Below are 16,565 nucleotides of genomic sequence, written 5' to 3'. Positions count from 1 at the left end.
CATGACAGAACAGACAGAAAAAACGGCTCAAACAACAAAAGCAAAATCGCCCAAACGCCTTTGGCGGTGGATTTTATGCCTCGTAAGTGCGGTCATTTTTTTACCTATTTTTACCCTCTTCGCCCTCCTTTCAACAGAAAGTGGTCAGCACAAACTCCTCCACTGGGCAGATGCAGGGCTCGATGCTCTTTCCATTGAACAAGCAGAAGGCAACTTAAAGGAAGGGTTAACATTAAAACATCTGCGCTTTCAAACAGAAGGTATGGATGCCCATATTGAGGAAGCGCGTCTTCAGCTACAGTTAAGCTGTTTATGGCATTTAGACATGTGCATTGATGATATCACTCTGACACAACCATCCATTCTGATTGACACCACTTTGCTGCCATCATCTGAGCCCCCAAAGAATAGCAACAGGAACATGAAACATGTGTTCTTACCTATCTCAGTGCAAATCAATCGGTTAGCCGTTAACGATTTCTCATTATCTCTTGATAAAAATAAAATCATTTTAGGTACATTCCATACGTCGGCAAGTTTAAATAATGCCGATGGATTAACATTAGCACCGACCCAAATTGAAAATTTGAGTTTTACCCATGATTTAACCTCAACTGCGGGCAACGCCGAAACACCGAAAAAGACGGACGTGTCCGAACCTATTCAATGGGAATACCTGGAACGAGCTCTGCGTAAACCGCTACTTGCCGAAGTGCAGCAAATTGAACTGCCTTTTGCAATACACATTCAAGGCGTGCAAGGCAAAAACTGGCGATATCAAAGTCTCAGTAGGAAAAATACGGTCGAGCAAGATATCCTCATTGCTTCTGTAGAACTTCAAGCAAGCGCAACTGATGATACTATCAAACTAGCTAAATTTGATGTGCAAAGCTCACTTGGTCAGTTACAAGCAAATGGGCAAGTGACATTCCAACAAGATTTCCCATTGCAATTTGATGCCTTCGCTAAAATTAATGACATACGCCAAAATAACGACCTTGTTTTGCCTGCAAGCCAAGCGGAAATCCATCTTTCAGGCGCATTAAAAAAACAGACCGCACTTTCATGGCAAACTCAAGGCGCGTTGGAATCACAACTGAATGCTCAAATTCAGGCTGCTGAACCTAACCTTCCGCTTCAAGTGAACTTGACTGTGCCTCAAGCACAATACCCTTTTAATAACAAAGATCCGTTAAAAATCCAGGATTTCAATTTCACCCTAGACGGCAACTTAACTACCGCACAAATACAACTTAAAAGTGCGGTCAGTGGTATGGGAATACCAAACAGCGATTTGGCATTACAAGCCGTAGCCCATTTATCCGACATCGCGATTAATCAACTCAAACTCAATACCTTAAATGGCACGGCAGATTTAACAGGCAACCTCAATTGGCGTGATGGTGTGGAATGGAACGGGCATTTAGCATTGGCAAAGATGGCGCTTGGTGCCTACTTAGCTGATTTTCCGGCAATCATTTCCGGCAGCTTAAATTCACAAGGAAAAATCACTCAAGACAAGCAACAAATTTCGGTTTCAGACATCGATCTGCAAGGCTCACTGTCGCATCGCCCGTTGAGCCTAACCGGCAATTTACATATGGCAGAACAGCCATTACTTAATGTACCACAGCTCACGTTCACTTACGGCGACAACAAAATCAACGCACAAGGCAACCTTGGTTCCGTCTCCGATTTTACTCTTGATATTAATGCACCGAATTTAAGCGGTTTATTGACCGGTTTATCCGCCTCAGTTAATGGCAAGGGCGCCTTAACCGGCAACATTATGCACCCAAATCTTGTCGTGGATTTAACCGCAAAACAGTTTCATTTCCGCGACATAGGACTTACCCAAGCCAGCATTAAGGGGCAGCTGAATACGGAACAACGCATTCAAGGTCAACTTAATGCCCATCTTAATGGCTTTCATTACAATGACATCAAGGTGAATAGCCTTCAGCTCTCTGCTTCAGGAGAAGAACAAAAACACAGTTTGCAGTTGATTTCAGAGGGAAATCCCATTGCTGCCAACATGAATATCATCGGAAATTTCGACCGCACTTTACAACAATGGCAAGGCACGATTAGCCAACTTATGCTAAAAACGGAGTTTGGCCACATACAAACAAACAAAAGCGTGGCTGTCACATACGACAATAAAAGCACCCAAAGCACCATTGCGGCCCATTGCTGGATGCACAGCAACATAGATCTTTGTTTTCCGCAAACCTTTAATGTCGGCACTAACGGTGAAATACCTTTTGAAATCAAACGCTTTGATTTAGCATTTATCAATAAAATACTTGAAGACGATATCTTAAAAGGGCAGCTAAATAGTAAAGGAAAAGTAGCCTGGTCAACACAGGCACCACTATCTGCTGAAATACAAATCAGCGGCAATGCCTTATCTATAGCAAAAAAATTAGACTACCGTACTTTTAAGTTAGATATGCCCAAAGTCACGCTAAATGCCAACTTAGCAAATAACGATCTTGCCTTGAAAACAGAAGTTCATGTTCAGGAACAAGGCAAAATCAATGTCGATTTAAAATTACAGGATATTGTTAACACTCGTAAACTGAGCGGCACTTTTACAATTCCTCATCTTAATCCTGCAATTGTTAACCAACTTTTAGCAAACGATGAAAAAGTCAGTGGGGAACTCAAAGCTAATCTCACATTAGGTGGAAACCTAAACGCACCAACGCTGAACGGCGATATTCAACTTAAACAACTGAATGCTCAAATTCGGGCATTACCTTTCGATATTAAAAATAGCGAATTAGCGTTACATTTTGCCGGTACCAACTCCACGCTAAAAGGGTTTGTACAAACAGATGACAGTCGTTTAAATCTCAGCGGTGAAGCCCATTGGAAGAATATCAATGAATGGCGCACCCGCTTGAACGCGCAAGCGGAGAAATTTAAAGTGGACATCCCATCAATGGCAAAATTAACGATGAGTCCAAATATTGAAATCAGTGCCTCGCCAAAACTCTTAGAATTATCCGGAAATATTGAGATTCCCAAAGCACGAATCGCAATTGAAAGCTTGCCGGATAGCGCCATTGAAGTCAGTGCTGACGAAGTTATTTTAGACGGTAAGACAAAAAGAACATTGCCAAAAAATATTCCGGCAGAAACACGAAGCGGCATGGCGGTAAAATCTAATCTGAAGATTCATATTGGAGATGATGTCAGTCTAAAGGCTTATGGACTCAAAACCTATTTGCATGGCTTACTTAGCGTACGACAAGAAAAGGGAAACCTGGGTTTATACGGCGAAGTTAATCTTAAAAATGGGCGTTACGCCTCCTTTGGGCAAGATTTGATTATTCGCAAAGGGTTAATCAGTTTTGTCGGACAGCCTTCCCAACCCTTCTTAAATATTGAAGCCATTCGCAATCCAGAAGCGATGGAAGACAATAGCGTCACTGCCGGCGTGAAAGTCACTGGATTAGCCGGCTCACCAAGCATTACTGTTTTCTCCGAACCCGGTATGCCACAGGATCAGGCTTTAGCCTACATTCTCACCGGACGTTCTTTAGAAAACAGTGGCGATGCATCTTCAAGTGGTTCTGTGGGTGCGGCCCTATTAGGTATGGGGTTAGCTAAAACCGGGAATGTTGTAGGCGGCATTGGAAAAGCCTTCGGAATTAAAGATCTGAATCTCGGCACACAAGGTGTCGGCGACAGTTCTAAAGTGGTAGTAAGCGGCAATATCACACCACGTTTACAAGTCAAATACGGGGTGGGTTTATTCGATGGCTTAGCTGAAGTTACCTTGCGTTATCGCTTGTTACCACAACTTTATGTACAATCAGTGTCAGGCGTTAATCAAGCCTTTGATTTACTCTACCAGTTTGAATTTTAATCTATGAATAACGAAAATTTACTCAGTAAAGCCAATGAACTTCATGCGCAACGTGGCAAGGTGCGTGAAATTGCTGCCATTGATCTCGGCTCCAATAGCTTTCACATGATTATTGCCCGCATCGTAAATGGCACACTACAAGTGCTTTCCCGCCTTAAGCAAAAAGTACAGCTTGCCGAGGGGCTAGATGAGAACCAAGTGCTAAGTCCAGCCGCGATTGAACGTGGTGTCAACTGCTTAGCATTATTTGCAGAACGCTTACAGGGTTTTCCTGCTGAAAACGTCAATGTCGTAGGCACATATACCTTACGCCGTGCTGTGAACAATGAGGAATTTCTACGCCAAGCGGCAAAAGTCTTCCCTTACCCTATTCATATTATCAGTGGCAAAACGGAAGCAAAAACCATCTACGCAGGCGTTTGCCACACGCAACCTGAAATTGGTCGGAAATTTGTTATCGATATCGGTGGTGGTTCAACAGAAATGATCATCGGCGATAACTTTACCCCATTAATTTACGAAAGCCGCCACATGGGCTGTGTGAGTTTTGCAAAACAATTTTTTCCTCACGGTCAAATCAGTGAAGAAAACTTTCGCCGAGCAAAGCAAAGCGCTTTAAACAAAATTGAAGATCTCGCTTGGGAATACCAAAATTTGGGTTGGCAATCAGTACTTGGCTCGTCCGGTACGATTAAAACTGTCCATCAGGTTATTTGTGAAAACATTGATCCGAATGGCACTATTACTGCTGAACGATTAAATCAACTCATTCAACAAACCCTGCAATTTAGCCACTTTGATCAAATCCAACTTAGCGGATTAAACTATGAGCGTACAGATGTTTTTGTGCCGGGCCTGGCTATCTTAAGTGCAGTTTTTGAAAACTTTCACATTGAGAAAATGCGTTATTCCGATGGCGCACTGCGAGAAGGGGTAATGTATAGTTTAGAGCAAAACTTCCAAGTCAATAATATTCGTGAACGCACCGCACTTGGTCTGATGGAACAATTTAATATTGACCAGGCACAGGGCGAACGGGTATATCAAAGTGCATCGTTACTATTTGAGCAATACCAACATTGGCAAAACCGAGAAATGGTTGATGAAATAAAAGACGTTCTCTTGTGGGCTGCGCGTTTACATGAAGTAGGCATTGTCATCAATCACAGAAATCTACAAAAACACTCTGCTTATATTTTATACAATACTGAATTGCCGGGTTATGACAACGAACAACATCGTTTACTATCAACCTTAGTACGTTATCACTTGGGAAATTTCAAATTACCGGAAATGTTTAAATTTTCTCGTTATCACGAGCAAGATGTACTGGCATTAATTCGCATTTTACGCTTAGCAATTATCCTCAATCGAGCCCGTCAAGCGACAGAAAAACCTCAAAAAATCATATTAAAAATCGACCGCACTTTGGTAGATTGGTACTTAACATTTGAAACGGATTATCTAAAAAATAACCCACTAGTGAAAAACGATTTGGCATTAGAACATCGTTTCTTGCAGACATTAGGCTTATCCTTATCAATTCATTAATTGATTTTTTTCTCCCATAAAAAATCCCCGCTATCATCAGCGGGGATTTTTATTCTTTCGTCCGACTACGCTTTAGGACCTGCAGCAATTAATGCTTTACCTTCAGCATTTGTTGCATATTTTTCGAAGTTCTTCACGAAACGACCGGCAAGATCTTTCGCTTTTGCTTCCCATTGTGCTTTGTCTGCGTAAGTGTCACGCGGATCTAAGATAGCCGGGTCAACACCTGGTAAAGCGTTAGGAATTGCCAAATTGAAGATTGGTAATTCGCTCATTTGGGCTTTTTCGATAGAACCGTCTAAGATAGCATCGATAATTCCACGGGTATCTTTAATGGAGATACGTTTACCTGTACCGTTCCAACCGGTGTTCACCAAGTAAGCTTCTGCACCTACCGCTTGCATACGTTTAACTAATACTTCCGCATATTGAGTTGGGTGTAAAGTTAAGAACGCCGCACCAAAACAAGCTGAGAAAGTTGGGGTTGGTTCAGTGATACCACGTTCTGTACCCGCTAATTTTGCAGTAAAGCCTGATAAGAAGTAGTACTTAGTTTGTTCCGGTGTTAATTTAGAAACCGGTGGCAATACGCCGAATGCGTCTGCAGTTAAGAAAATGACTTTCGTTGCGTGGCCTGCACGGGAAACCGGTTTAACGATGTTATCGATGTGATAAATCGGATAAGACACACGCGTGTTTTCTGTTTTGGAACCGTCATCAAAGTCAACGGAACCATCTGCACGTACAACAACGTTTTCTAATAATGCATCACGACGGATTGCGCGATAAATGTCCGGTTCGTTTTCTTCAGAAAGGTGAATAGTTTTCGCGTAGCAACCACCTTCAAAGTTGAAGATACCTACATCATCCCAACCGTGTTCATCGTCGCCGATTAATTCACGTTTCGGATCGGTAGAAAGGGTTGTTTTACCCGTACCGGATAAGCCGAAGAAGATTGCTACATCGCCATCTTTACCCACGTTAGCGGAACAGTGCATTGCACCCACGCCTTTAAGCGGTAGGAAGTAGTTCATCATAGAGAACATCCCTTTCTTCATTTCACCACCGTACCAAGTGCCACCGATTAATTGAACACGTTCAGTCAAGTTGAAGGCAACGAAGTTCTCAGAGTTCAAACCTTGTTCTTTCCAGTTCGGGTTGGTGCATTTAGAACCGTTCATCACCACGAAACCGGGTTTGAAATCTTTCAATTCAGCTTCTGTCGGACGGATAAACATGTTTTTCACGAAATGGGCTTGCCATGCTACTTCAGTCACTATACGTACCGCAATGCGGTCTTGTTCGCTAGCACCACAGAAACCATCAACCACAAAGAGACGTTTACCGGAAAGTTGTTTTGTCACAAGACCTTTCAAGCTCGCCCAAGTTTCTTGGGTCATTGGTTTGTTATCGTTTTTCGCTGCATCAGAATTCCACCAAACAGTGTCTTTTGTGGTGTTATCCAACACAATATATTTATCTTTAGGTGAGCGACCGGTAAAGATGCCGGTATCCACAGCCACCGCGCCGGTTGTGGTCAACGTACCCTTTTCAAAACCCTCTAAGCCCGGTTTGGTTTCTTCTTCAAATAATCGTTCATAACTTGGGTTATAAACAACCTCTTTAATATCATGAATACCAATCGCTTCAAGTTCTTTAATTACTTTACTTAAGTCAGTCATAGATCACCTCTTTGTGTTAAAAATGGAAACTGATTCTATTTTATGAAAATTCCTACCTAAAAACTGTTATCTTGATCAAATATTTAAACATTACTTTCTTTTTTATTCGATTTTAAGGAGAATTCATCCGCCTTCTGGAAAACGCTAACCACTTTATCAAAACGCGTCCAAAAAGCACCGCACTTTCAACGGGAACTTATGCTTTAACGCCCGCTCTAAGTTGCACAACAATTGAACGAGATAAAAGGAATCACATGAAATTACTCAAACTATTTTTACTTGCCACATTACTTTATATTCCTAGCATCCAAGCTACCGAAGCAACAGATTTAAATATCAAATACAGCTCTAATTATCTCATGCCTGCTTATGTACATTTTCACTCTGATGGCTTTGAATATACGATCAAAGCGAACATCAATATACCTTTGTACAAGATTCAGTTTATCTCTAAAGGTGCGCAAAGTAGCAACGTTTTTAACATGTTTAGCTACAAAGACACCCGTAATGAGAAACCTTATGCCGAAGCAAAAATTGCCAATCGAAAAATTGAATACGGCAAAATAAAAAATGGACTCCAAACTGAAGAGTTAACCTTACCAACCTATGATTTATTTACCGTAGCCTTCCAGCTAAGCTATTACGATAAGTTGCCAAATAGCTTCCAGATCACCAATGGTAAAAAACTTTATCCAATGGAAAACGTAGTGCTAAATACAACGAAAAAACAAGTGAAATACAACAAACAAGAGGTAACTGAAATCACCTATCAATTTAAAACCGGTGGCAAAGATATTGTGGTGAAAAAACATGAAGGGGAAAAATTCCCGCGCTTTATTTCCTACAGTCGGGACGGTGATGAGTACGAGCTTACTTTTAGCGATTTTGTCAAAAATTAATCTTTTAATGAAAAATAAAGCCACCGAAATAGGTGGCTTTATTATTGGCAAGTGCGGTCTAAAAAACATATGAATTTTAGACCGCACTTTAAGCTAATAATATTCGTATGAATTTTCAACAATAGTACTGCTAGGATTATTACGATTATCAAACTCTTCAATTCTCACCACATTACCATAGTTATCCAACGTGTTTTTCCAGATTTTTACGGAAGATACGCTACCATCACCAAATCCATAAGGTGGAAAATCTTCAAATTTGATTTTATTTCCATTGGTATCAAAAGTCGTCACTTCTCGCCCACCATATGCAAATTGCGTTTGTTCAACTAATTTACCATCAACATATTTGTTGACATATTTAAAAGGTTCGCCACCAAAAATCTCATTTCGAGTTTCCAGAATATTTCCATGCTCATCATAATGATGGCTATATTTATTCATCCCATTTTCAAGTTTTTCGCAACCTTCTTCACAAGACTCATCTTCTGTTTTTTCAACGAGTAATAACCCATTTTTGTCATAGGTGTTTTCAGATATGATCCGTTTTGGGGAACCTTCCATTTTCAATGTCTGAATAACTGTTAACGTGTCATCCGGATTATTACGGTAATGATATTCGGTAAAAACATTGTCTCCTTCCTCAAAAGATTTGACCAAGCGCCCTTGTTCATCATAAATAAAGTGTAATACCTGTGTAAAACTCCCTAAAATTTCTTGTTTGGTTTTAGATCCCTGCGGATTAAAATAGGTAATCTCATGTTCATAAACCCTAGACCTATCACGTTCAATCAATTTCCTTTCCCATTTTTTAATCGGGCCCTTTAGATTTAATAAGGCTAAATCGTTTTTTGGAATAGCAAAAAGTACGGTGGAAAACAGGGTTAAAAGGCATCCTAATAAAATGTGTCGCATAGAAGATCCGCTAGGTAAAGTAACTAAAAAAAGTGCGGTGGAAAAAAACAAATGTTTTTCTGACCGCACTTTAATTCTAATCTTATTATTTTAATTGCTGTTCAATAATGCCGCCGCCAAGACAAACTTCATTCAAATAGAACACGGCAGATTGTCCCGGCGTGACCGCAATTTGCGGTTCATCAAAAATGACTTTAATGCTTTCGTCATCAATAGGTTCAATAATACAAGGCACATCCGTTTGGCGATAACGGGTTTTCACCGTACAACGCAACGGTTCACAAATCGCTTGACGATCGACCCAATGCAATTGTTGCGCGATTAAGCCGGTAGAAAGTAATGCTGAGTGATCATGTCCTTGCGCCACAATTAACTCATTATTGACCAGATCTTTTTCTACCACATACCACGCTTCTTCACCAGCCCCTTTTACGCCACCAATGCCCAAGCCTTTGCGTTGCCCCAAGGTGTGATACATCAAACCATCGTGGCGACCAATAATGTCGCCCTCTACCGTGCGAATATTGCCCGGTTGCGCCGGCAAGTAACGGGCTAAGAAATCTTTAAATTTACGCTCACCAATAAAACAAATGCCGGTAGAATCTTTTTTCTTCGCCGTGATCAAACCTAAATCTTCGGCAATCGCACGTACAATCGGTTTTTCAATGTCGCCAACAGGAAACAGACTTTGTCCCACTTGCTTACTACTCAATGTATATAAAAAATAGCTCTGATCTTTGTTGGCATCCAAACCGCGTAATAGCTCCGCTTGATTATCCGAACCACGACGACGTACATAATGGCCGGTAGCAATATAGTTAGCGCCCAAATCTTCCGCTGCATATTCCAAGAAAGCTTTAAATTTAATTTCTTTGTTACACAGAATATCCGGATTCGGAGTACGACCAGCCTTGTATTCGCTAAGGAAATGCTCAAACACATTATCCCAATATTCCGCCGCAAAATTGATTTTATGCAGCTTAATCCCGAGCTTATCACACACCGCCTGAGCATCTGCCAAGTCTGCTGCAGCGGTACAATAATCGGTGTCGTCATCCTCTTCCCAATTCTTCATAAACAAGCCTTCCACTTGGTAGCCTTGTTGTTGAAGAATAAAAGCAGACACGGAGGAATCTACCCCACCTGACATGCCACAAATCACTTTTTTCGTGGCATTTTGGGCAAGTTGTTCAGCGGAGAGTTTCGGGAAATGTTTTTCGTAGGTTTGTGATTTCATAGTTTAATAATGAACGTTCCACTAAATAAATAATCGTGTATTCTACCGCAAATCAAGTAAGAGTAAAAATGCCCGACAATTTCGGGCACTTTCATACAGATTGCGGCATGATCACTTCATTGTACGTCGAGAAGTCACCGTTTTCCCTCCAATCCCCCAGTTGTCCATATCGACCTCATCAATAATCACTACTGTCGTTTCAGGATTTTTGTTCAACACTTTCTGTAATAAATAGGTGACACCTTCAATTAACTCTGCTTTTTGTTTAGCTGTCGGCGCTTCTGCACCACCGGTCACTTTAATATTGACATAGGGCATACTGTTCTCTCATCACAACGTTAAATAGAACTACTTCACTTCGTAAAATTGAACTTTCTCTTTTTGCGCAAATTTTTGTTCATATTCTGCCTTGGCATTTTCATCGCCGGCATCTAATTTAGACTGCAAAGTGTCGCAAGGTTTATCGCAATCGCAGGCTTTGGCAATACCTAAAGACGATAAACCGCCACAACTGCCTTTCAGCGCTTGGCGTTTCACAATATAGCCCAATGCCATAGCCAAAATAATCAGGATGAAAATCCCGAAGGTCACTAAGAATAATTTCATAATCTCTCCATAAATAATATAAATATCTACCGCACTTTATCACTCAAAGTGCGGTCCTTTCTCACTCTGTTTTTTACTGAGCCAAGAATTGCTTAAATGCAGAAGACATTTCCGTACGATAACCTTTGCCGTCTTTAATGATCATAAAAATCGGCAAATTTTCCAGTTCAGCCACAGCTAAGGCTTTTTCCTCGCCTAATACAAATAAACCGGTGGAAAGGCCGTCAGCCGTCATAGAGCTTGGCGCTAATACGGTAATTGAGGCTAATGCATGTTGAATCGGGTAGCCTGTTTTCGGATCAATTTCGTGGGAAAAACGCACACCGTCTTGTTCAAAATAATTACGGTAATCACCTGATGTTGCCATCGCCATATTATTTAAACCGATAATCTGTTGGGCTGCTTGCTTACCGTCAAAGGTTGGTCGTTCAATTGCAATCTGCCACAGTTTATTTTCGGCATTTTTGCCTTTAGCACGAATTTCGCCACCAATTTCCACCATGTAGTTTTGTACGTGAATACTTTCTAAATAATCTGCCACCTGATCCACACCGAAACCTTTAGCAATAGAAGAAAGATCTACATAAAGCTGTGGCACGGCTTTTGCGAGAAAAAACTTACCACTCTCTTCAGTGAGTGATAGCTTATCAATCCCCACCGAAGCTTGTCGTTCGTTAATTTGTGCTTGTGTTGGCTGTTTTTCCACGCGTTTTTCCGGCCCAAAGCCCCAAAGATTAACGACTGGCCCAACAGTCACATCCAACGCCCCTTGGGTCACTTGATTTAAACGTATTGCCTCTTTAACCACAAGTGCAAAATCTGCCGAGATTTCAATCGGTGTATTCGTCTGTGTATTTTGATTAAAACGACTGATTTCAGAATCCTGGATGTAAGTGGACATTTTGGCGTTCACCGCTTTCAGAATCGATTCAATCTGTTCATGCACTTGTTTTGACGTGATAGAAACCTCATTGTTGGCAGAATATTTAATATGGTAAGTGGTTCCCATCGTTTTACCACTAAGGGAAACAAGTTCATTTTTAGCTACCAACGCTTGCTGAGTTTCAGCTTGTTGCGAGGTTGTTTTCTGATCACAAGCACTTAACGTGAATGCAATGGCGATACAGGTCAGCCCTCGAACGAGTAAATGAGAGATTTGCACAATACTTTCCTAACATTAAATGGATCACACGCAAATCAACTGTTGAAATTGATTTGCGTGTGATAAATCAAGGTGGAAAACACCGTAAAAATTGACCGCACTTTCGTCTTAAGTGCGGTCAATTTATGGTGTAACCTAAAAGGAATTAACCACCGAAGTCATCTAATAAGATGTTTTCGTCTTCAACACCGAGGTCTTTCAACATTTTGATTACCGCCGCATTCATCACCGGAGGTCCGCACATGTAGTATTCACAATCTTCAGGTGCTTCATGATTTTTCAGATAGTTTTCATAAAGCACATTGTGAATAAAGCCGGTGTAACCTGTCCAATTGTCTTCCGGTAATGCATCTGAAAGCGCTACATGCCATACGAAGTTATCGTTTTCAGCTTGTAATTGGTCAAAGTCTTCTTGATAGAAGATTTCACGTTTAGAACGTGCACCATACCAGAAAGACATTTTACGTTTAGAATGCAAACGTTTTAATTGGTCAAAGATATGGGAACGCATTGGCGCCATACCTGCACCACCACCAATAAAGACCATTTCGTTGTCGGTTTCTTTCGCGAAGAATTCACCAAACGGACCGGAAATCGTCACTTTATCACCCGGTTTTAATGACCAAATGTAAGAAGACATTTGTCCCGGAGGCGCATCCGGTTGACGTGGCGGAGGCGTTGCAATACGCACGTTCAGCATAATAATGCCTTTTTCTTCCGGATAAGATGCCATGGAGTAAGCACGGATAATATGCTCATCGACTTTGGACACATAACGCCACAAGTCATATTTATCCCAGTCCTCATGGTATTCTTTCGGAATATCGAAATCTTTATAGTAAACCGTATGTGGATCAGCTTCGATTTGGATATAACCACCGGCACGGAATGGTACCTCTTCCCCCTCAGGAATCGCTAATTTCAGCTCTTTGATAAAGGTGGCTTTGTTATCGTTAGAGATAACGGTACATTCCCATTTTTTCACACCGAAAATCTCTTCCGGTAATTCGATATCCATGTTGCCTTTTACGTTCACCTGGCAAGAAAGACGATAGCCTTCTTTCGCCTCACGTTTGGTAATGTGAGATAACTCTGTCGGTAAAATTTCACCGCCACCGCTTTTCACTTTTACCACACATTGACCACAGGAACCGCCACCACCACAGGCAGAAGACACGAAAATACCTTTGCTGGCAAGTGCACCGAGTAATTTTCCGCCTGCCGGTAACGTAATGGCTTTATTTGGATCATTATTAATTTGAATAGTAATGTCGCCTGAATCGACCAATTTAGATTTGGCAAATAGAATGATGGCGACAAGCACTAAAACGATAGCAGTAAAGGCTGCAACACCGAGTACAAGAATTGTTGTTTCGCTCATTTACGCCCTCCTTATAACTGAATACCGGAAAATGACATAAAGCCAAGAGCCATTAAGCCCGCTGAGATAAAGGTAATCCCTAAACCTTTCAAACCGGCCGGAACATCCGCATATTTCATTTTCTCAGTTAAACCGGCTAACGCAACGATTGCCAACATCCACCCCAAGCCAGCACCAATACCGTACACGGCAGATTCTGCGAAGGTATATTCACGTTGAATCGCAAAGGATACACCACCGAAGATCGCACAGTTTACAGCAATAAGCGGAAGGAAAATCCCCAATGCGTTATACAGAGCCGGGAAGAATTTATCGAGCGTCATTTCAAGAATTTGAACGATACCCGCGATAATCCCGATAAACGTAATAAAACTTAAGAAGGATAAATCTACGCCTTCAACCAAGGCACCATCTTTTAACACATGTTCAAACACAAATTGGTTCGCCGGCACAGAAATGCCAAGCACAACTGTTACTGCAACCCCTAAGCCGAATGCCGTTGACACTTTTTTCGATACAGCAAGGAAAGTACACATCCCTAAGAAGAAAGAAAGCGCCATATTTTCAATGAAGATCGCCTTCACAAATAGGCTAATATAATGTTCCATTGATTATTTCTCCTGTTGCTCAGGTTTCCACGTTCTTAAGCCCCAAATGATAAAGCCGATAATAAAGAACGCACTTGGTGCAAGAAGGAACAAGCCGTTTGGTTGATACCAACCACCATCTTGAATGGTTTGGAATACTGGGAAACCAAGTAAACGACCAGAACCAATTAACTCGCGTAACGTTGCAACAATTAATAAAATTGCACCGTAACCTAAACCGTTACCGATACCATCAACAAAGCTCTCAAGCGGACGGGATTTCATCGCAAAAGCTTCTGCACGACCCATCACGATACAGTTGGTAATAATCAAGCCCACGAATACCGAGAGCTGTTTAGATAAACCATAAGCAAAAGCTTTTAATACTTGGTCAACCAAAATTACCAAAGAAGCGATAATTGCCAGTTGTACAATGATACGAATACTATTTGGAATGTAATGGCGAATCATTGAAATAAACATACTGGAAAAACCGGTTACTAAACTTACCGCAATTGCCATAACGATAGCGGTTTGTAATTGAGTTGTTACCGCTAATGCAGAACAAATACCCAAAATTTGCAGCGCAATCGGATTATTTTTTACGATCGGATCAAGCAAAAGTGCTTTTAAATTGCTTTTTGCATCAGCCATTATCTTGCCCCCGCTTTAAATTTTGCTAAGAATGGACCAAAACCATTTTGACTAAACCAATAATCAAAAGAACCTTGCACACCATTTGAGGTTAAGGTTGCACCTGATAAGGCATCAACGCCGTGTTCTTTGTTAGAAGACGCATTTTTAGCAACACGAATAGCCACACGTTGATTATCATCAAACAGTTTCTTATCTACGAAAAGTGCTTGCCAACGCGGATTGGCGATTTCACCACCAAGACCGGCGGTTTCACCTTGATCATAGTAAGTAATGCCTTTGATGGTATTGGCATCTGGGGCAACCGCAACGAAACCGTACATTGTTGACCATAAACCGCGACCGTACATCGGCAATATGACTTGATTGACCTGACCTTGTTCATCTTTTACAAGGTAAACACGCGCTTGATTCGCACGCACTTTAATACCCGCTTTATCTTGCTCAGCTGGAATTGCTTGGCTAAGTGCGGTCGATTTTACCGCTGTTTTTGGATCAAATTTTTCCACATCATCTTTTGATGCTTCAATAAAATCACCGCTTTGCAAATCCACTAAACGAGGTTCAATAAACTTGTTATAAGTGTCTTTAATGACAGAAGCATTATCTTCTTGCATTAGGCCGGCAACCGTTAAAATATTACGTTGAACGTCAAGTGCTTTTTGTTCATCTTGTTTTGATTTCAATGCAACTGCGGCACCGGAAACCACGATAGAACACACCAAACTTAGCAATACAACAACGGTAACTGTACCGCCAACGCTATCTTTATTAAATTTAGCCATTTGTTCTTGCTCTCCGACGTTTGATATTTGCTTGAACCACGATGTAATCGAAAATTGGTGCAAACAAGTTTGCAAATAAGATCGCTAACATCATACCTTCCGGGTAAGCTGGGTTCACTGTACGAATTAATACTGCCATCACACCAATTAACGCGCCGTACCACCATTTACCAGTATTGGTAAATGAAGCAGAAACAGGGTCAGTTGCCATGAAGATCATACCAAGAGCAAAACCACCTAATACGAAGTGCCAATGCCAAGGCATAGAGAACATTGGGTTAGAATCAGAACCAATCAGGTTAAAGAGGGTTGCAGTACCAATCATACCGATCATCACACCCGCCATAATGCGCCAAGAAGCAATACGGGTGAATACAATGACGGCACCACCGATTAACAATGCAAGCGTTGAAACTTCACCCATGGAGCCAGGAATATTACCGATGAAGGCATCCATCCAAGTAATTGGCTCACCGGTTACCGTATGTTGCAATGCTGCTTGACCACCTTGTGACCATTGTGAAAGTGCGGTAGCGCCTGAGAAACCATCTGCCGCAGTCCATACTAAGTCACCGGAAATTTGTGCCGGATAAGCAAAGAACAAGAATGCACGACCAGCAAGTGCAGGGTTCATAAAGTTACGACCTACACCACCGAAGATTTCTTTTGCTACAACGATACCAAAGGTGATACCGAGTGCCGCTTGCCATAATGGCAATGTTGGCGGAACAATTAAGGCGAAAAGAATGGTTGAAACGAACATCCCTTCATTCACTTCGTGACCACGCACAACGGAGAACAATAATTCCCAAATTGTACAAACCGTGAATACCACTAAGTAAATTGGTAAGAAGAAGATCGCCCCTAATGCCATTTTCGAGCCCCAAGTTGCATTATTGGTTAAATCTAAACCTAGTGAACTTGCAAGGGCATAGTGCCAATCGTTAGCAATTAATTGTTCTAAATTGCCTAATTGATTTAAGGCAGGGATCGCTTGGTTACCCACATTGTACATCCCATAGAAAATCGCAGGGAACAACGCAAGGAAAACCGTAATCATCATACGTTTTGAGTCTAACGCATCACGAACGTGTGTGTTTTTGTGCGTTACCGTACCTGGTGTATAAAGCAAGGTATAAATCGATTCAAAGATCGGATAAAGCTTGCTGTATTTACCGCCTGGTAAAAACGCGGGTTCCATTTTTTCAAAAAGATTTTTTAAACCCATT

General features: G+C 41.4%; 14 protein-coding genes. 3 read left to right on the top strand and 11 right to left on the bottom strand.

Annotated features, from left to right (window positions below):
• Position 1 precedes the first annotated feature (1 nt).
• Both tamB and ppx read left to right on the top strand, forming a co-directional pair.
• A complete protein-coding gene (gene tamB / locus ACO5E4_RS08865) occupies positions 2 to 3,877 on the top strand; it encodes an autotransporter assembly complex protein TamB (RefSeq protein WP_485862790.1) in 3,876 nt (1,291 codons plus the stop codon).
• Between the two features lie 3 nt (positions 3,878 to 3,880).
• The gene (gene ppx, locus ACO5E4_RS08860) at positions 3,881 to 5,428 is read left to right on the top strand and encodes an exopolyphosphatase (RefSeq protein ID WP_485862789.1); all 1,548 of its coding nucleotides are present in this window, start codon (positions 3,881 to 3,883) and stop codon (positions 5,426 to 5,428) included.
• A 65-nt stretch (positions 5,429 to 5,493) separates the two neighbouring features.
• On the opposite strand, the gene pckA is transcribed toward ppx, so the two are convergent.
• A complete protein-coding gene (gene pckA / locus ACO5E4_RS08855; protein ID WP_485862788.1) occupies positions 5,494 to 7,110 on the bottom strand; it encodes a phosphoenolpyruvate carboxykinase (ATP) in 1,617 nt (538 codons plus the stop codon).
• Between the two features lie 254 nt (positions 7,111 to 7,364).
• Between pckA and ACO5E4_RS08850 the strand changes: the two genes are divergently transcribed.
• On the top strand, positions 7,365 to 8,009 hold the full coding sequence (locus tag ACO5E4_RS08850) for a hypothetical protein (protein ID WP_314954452.1): 645 nt from the start codon (positions 7,365 to 7,367) through the stop codon (positions 8,007 to 8,009).
• 93 nt (positions 8,010 to 8,102) lie between these two features.
• Here ACO5E4_RS08850 and ACO5E4_RS08845 read toward each other — a convergent pair whose 3' ends face one another.
• The 10 genes from ACO5E4_RS08845 to ACO5E4_RS08800 all read right to left on the bottom strand — a co-directional run bounded on the left by ACO5E4_RS08845 (position 8,103) and on the right by ACO5E4_RS08800 (position 16,564).
• Positions 8,103 to 8,924, bottom strand: a complete 822-nt coding sequence (locus ACO5E4_RS08845) for a hypothetical protein (protein ID WP_485862787.1) — start codon at positions 8,922 to 8,924, stop codon at positions 8,103 to 8,105.
• A gap of 85 nt (positions 8,925 to 9,009) precedes the next feature.
• Positions 9,010 to 10,161 carry a tRNA 2-thiouridine(34) synthase MnmA gene (gene mnmA, locus ACO5E4_RS08840; RefSeq protein WP_485862786.1) on the bottom strand — a complete coding sequence of 384 codons (1,152 nt, stop codon included), beginning with the start codon at positions 10,159 to 10,161 and terminating at the stop codon, positions 9,010 to 9,012.
• A gap of 111 nt (positions 10,162 to 10,272) precedes the next feature.
• The gene (locus tag ACO5E4_RS08835; protein WP_485862785.1) at positions 10,273 to 10,479 is read right to left on the bottom strand and encodes a tautomerase family protein; all 207 of its coding nucleotides are present in this window, start codon (positions 10,477 to 10,479) and stop codon (positions 10,273 to 10,275) included.
• A gap of 30 nt (positions 10,480 to 10,509) precedes the next feature.
• Positions 10,510 to 10,767 (bottom strand): (Na+)-NQR maturation NqrM, encoded by a 258-nt coding sequence (gene nqrM, locus ACO5E4_RS08830; protein WP_485862784.1) that lies wholly within the window; start codon positions 10,765 to 10,767, stop codon positions 10,510 to 10,512.
• A 73-nt stretch (positions 10,768 to 10,840) separates the two neighbouring features.
• Entirely contained in the window at positions 10,841 to 11,929 is a 1,089-nt protein-coding gene (locus ACO5E4_RS08825; RefSeq protein WP_485862783.1) for an FAD:protein FMN transferase, read from the bottom strand.
• A 145-nt stretch (positions 11,930 to 12,074) separates the two neighbouring features.
• The gene (gene nqrF / locus ACO5E4_RS08820; protein ID WP_314954442.1) at positions 12,075 to 13,310 is read right to left on the bottom strand and encodes an NADH:ubiquinone reductase (Na(+)-transporting) subunit F; all 1,236 of its coding nucleotides are present in this window, start codon (positions 13,308 to 13,310) and stop codon (positions 12,075 to 12,077) included.
• A gap of 11 nt (positions 13,311 to 13,321) precedes the next feature.
• Positions 13,322 to 13,918 carry an NADH:ubiquinone reductase (Na(+)-transporting) subunit E gene (gene nqrE, locus ACO5E4_RS08815; RefSeq protein ID WP_005633378.1) on the bottom strand — a complete coding sequence of 199 codons (597 nt, stop codon included), beginning with the start codon at positions 13,916 to 13,918 and terminating at the stop codon, positions 13,322 to 13,324.
• Between the two features lie 3 nt (positions 13,919 to 13,921).
• The gene (locus tag ACO5E4_RS08810) at positions 13,922 to 14,551 is read right to left on the bottom strand and encodes an NADH:ubiquinone reductase (Na(+)-transporting) subunit D (protein WP_005633380.1); all 630 of its coding nucleotides are present in this window, start codon (positions 14,549 to 14,551) and stop codon (positions 13,922 to 13,924) included.
• The gene (locus tag ACO5E4_RS08805) at positions 14,551 to 15,336 is read right to left on the bottom strand and encodes a Na(+)-translocating NADH-quinone reductase subunit C (protein ID WP_485862782.1); all 786 of its coding nucleotides are present in this window, start codon (positions 15,334 to 15,336) and stop codon (positions 14,551 to 14,553) included. Before ACO5E4_RS08805 ends, ACO5E4_RS08810 begins: the two co-directional genes overlap by 1 nt.
• Entirely contained in the window at positions 15,329 to 16,564 is a 1,236-nt protein-coding gene (locus tag ACO5E4_RS08800; protein WP_485862781.1) for an NADH:ubiquinone reductase (Na(+)-transporting) subunit B, read from the bottom strand. Before ACO5E4_RS08800 ends, ACO5E4_RS08805 begins: the two co-directional genes overlap by 8 nt.
• Position 16,565: the final 1 nt, after the last annotated feature.

It is taken from the genome of Aggregatibacter sp., from assembly GCF_057314075.1.
Note: the sequence above shows the minus strand (reverse complement) of the source record. Positions and strands in the feature narration are given on the sequence as shown.

Coding starts and splice junctions, on each gene's coding strand:
- tamB (WP_485862790.1), top strand. CDS start 2: ATGACAGAACAGACAGAAAAAACGGCTCAAACAACAAAAGCAAAATCG.
- ppx (WP_485862789.1), top strand. CDS start 3,881: ATGAATAACGAAAATTTACTCAGTAAAGCCAATGAACTTCATGCGCAA.
- pckA (WP_485862788.1), bottom strand. CDS start 7,110: ATGACTGACTTAAGTAAAGTAATTAAAGAACTTGAAGCGATTGGTATT.
- ACO5E4_RS08850 (WP_314954452.1), top strand. CDS start 7,365: ATGAAATTACTCAAACTATTTTTACTTGCCACATTACTTTATATTCCT.
- ACO5E4_RS08845 (WP_485862787.1), bottom strand. CDS start 8,924: ATGCGACACATTTTATTAGGATGCCTTTTAACCCTGTTTTCCACCGTA.
- mnmA (WP_485862786.1), bottom strand. CDS start 10,161: ATGAAATCACAAACCTACGAAAAACATTTCCCGAAACTCTCCGCTGAA.
- ACO5E4_RS08835 (WP_485862785.1), bottom strand. CDS start 10,479: ATGCCCTATGTCAATATTAAAGTGACCGGTGGTGCAGAAGCGCCGACA.
- nqrM (WP_485862784.1), bottom strand. CDS start 10,767: ATGAAATTATTCTTAGTGACCTTCGGGATTTTCATCCTGATTATTTTG.
- nqrF (WP_314954442.1), bottom strand. CDS start 13,310: ATGAGCGAAACAACAATTCTTGTACTCGGTGTTGCAGCCTTTACTGCT.
- nqrE (WP_005633378.1), bottom strand. CDS start 13,918: ATGGAACATTATATTAGCCTATTTGTGAAGGCGATCTTCATTGAAAAT.
- ACO5E4_RS08810 (WP_005633380.1), bottom strand. CDS start 14,551: ATGGCTGATGCAAAAAGCAATTTAAAAGCACTTTTGCTTGATCCGATC.
- ACO5E4_RS08805 (WP_485862782.1), bottom strand. CDS start 15,336: ATGGCTAAATTTAATAAAGATAGCGTTGGCGGTACAGTTACCGTTGTT.
- ACO5E4_RS08800 (WP_485862781.1), bottom strand. CDS start 16,564: ATGGGTTTAAAAAATCTTTTTGAAAAAATGGAACCCGCGTTTTTACCA.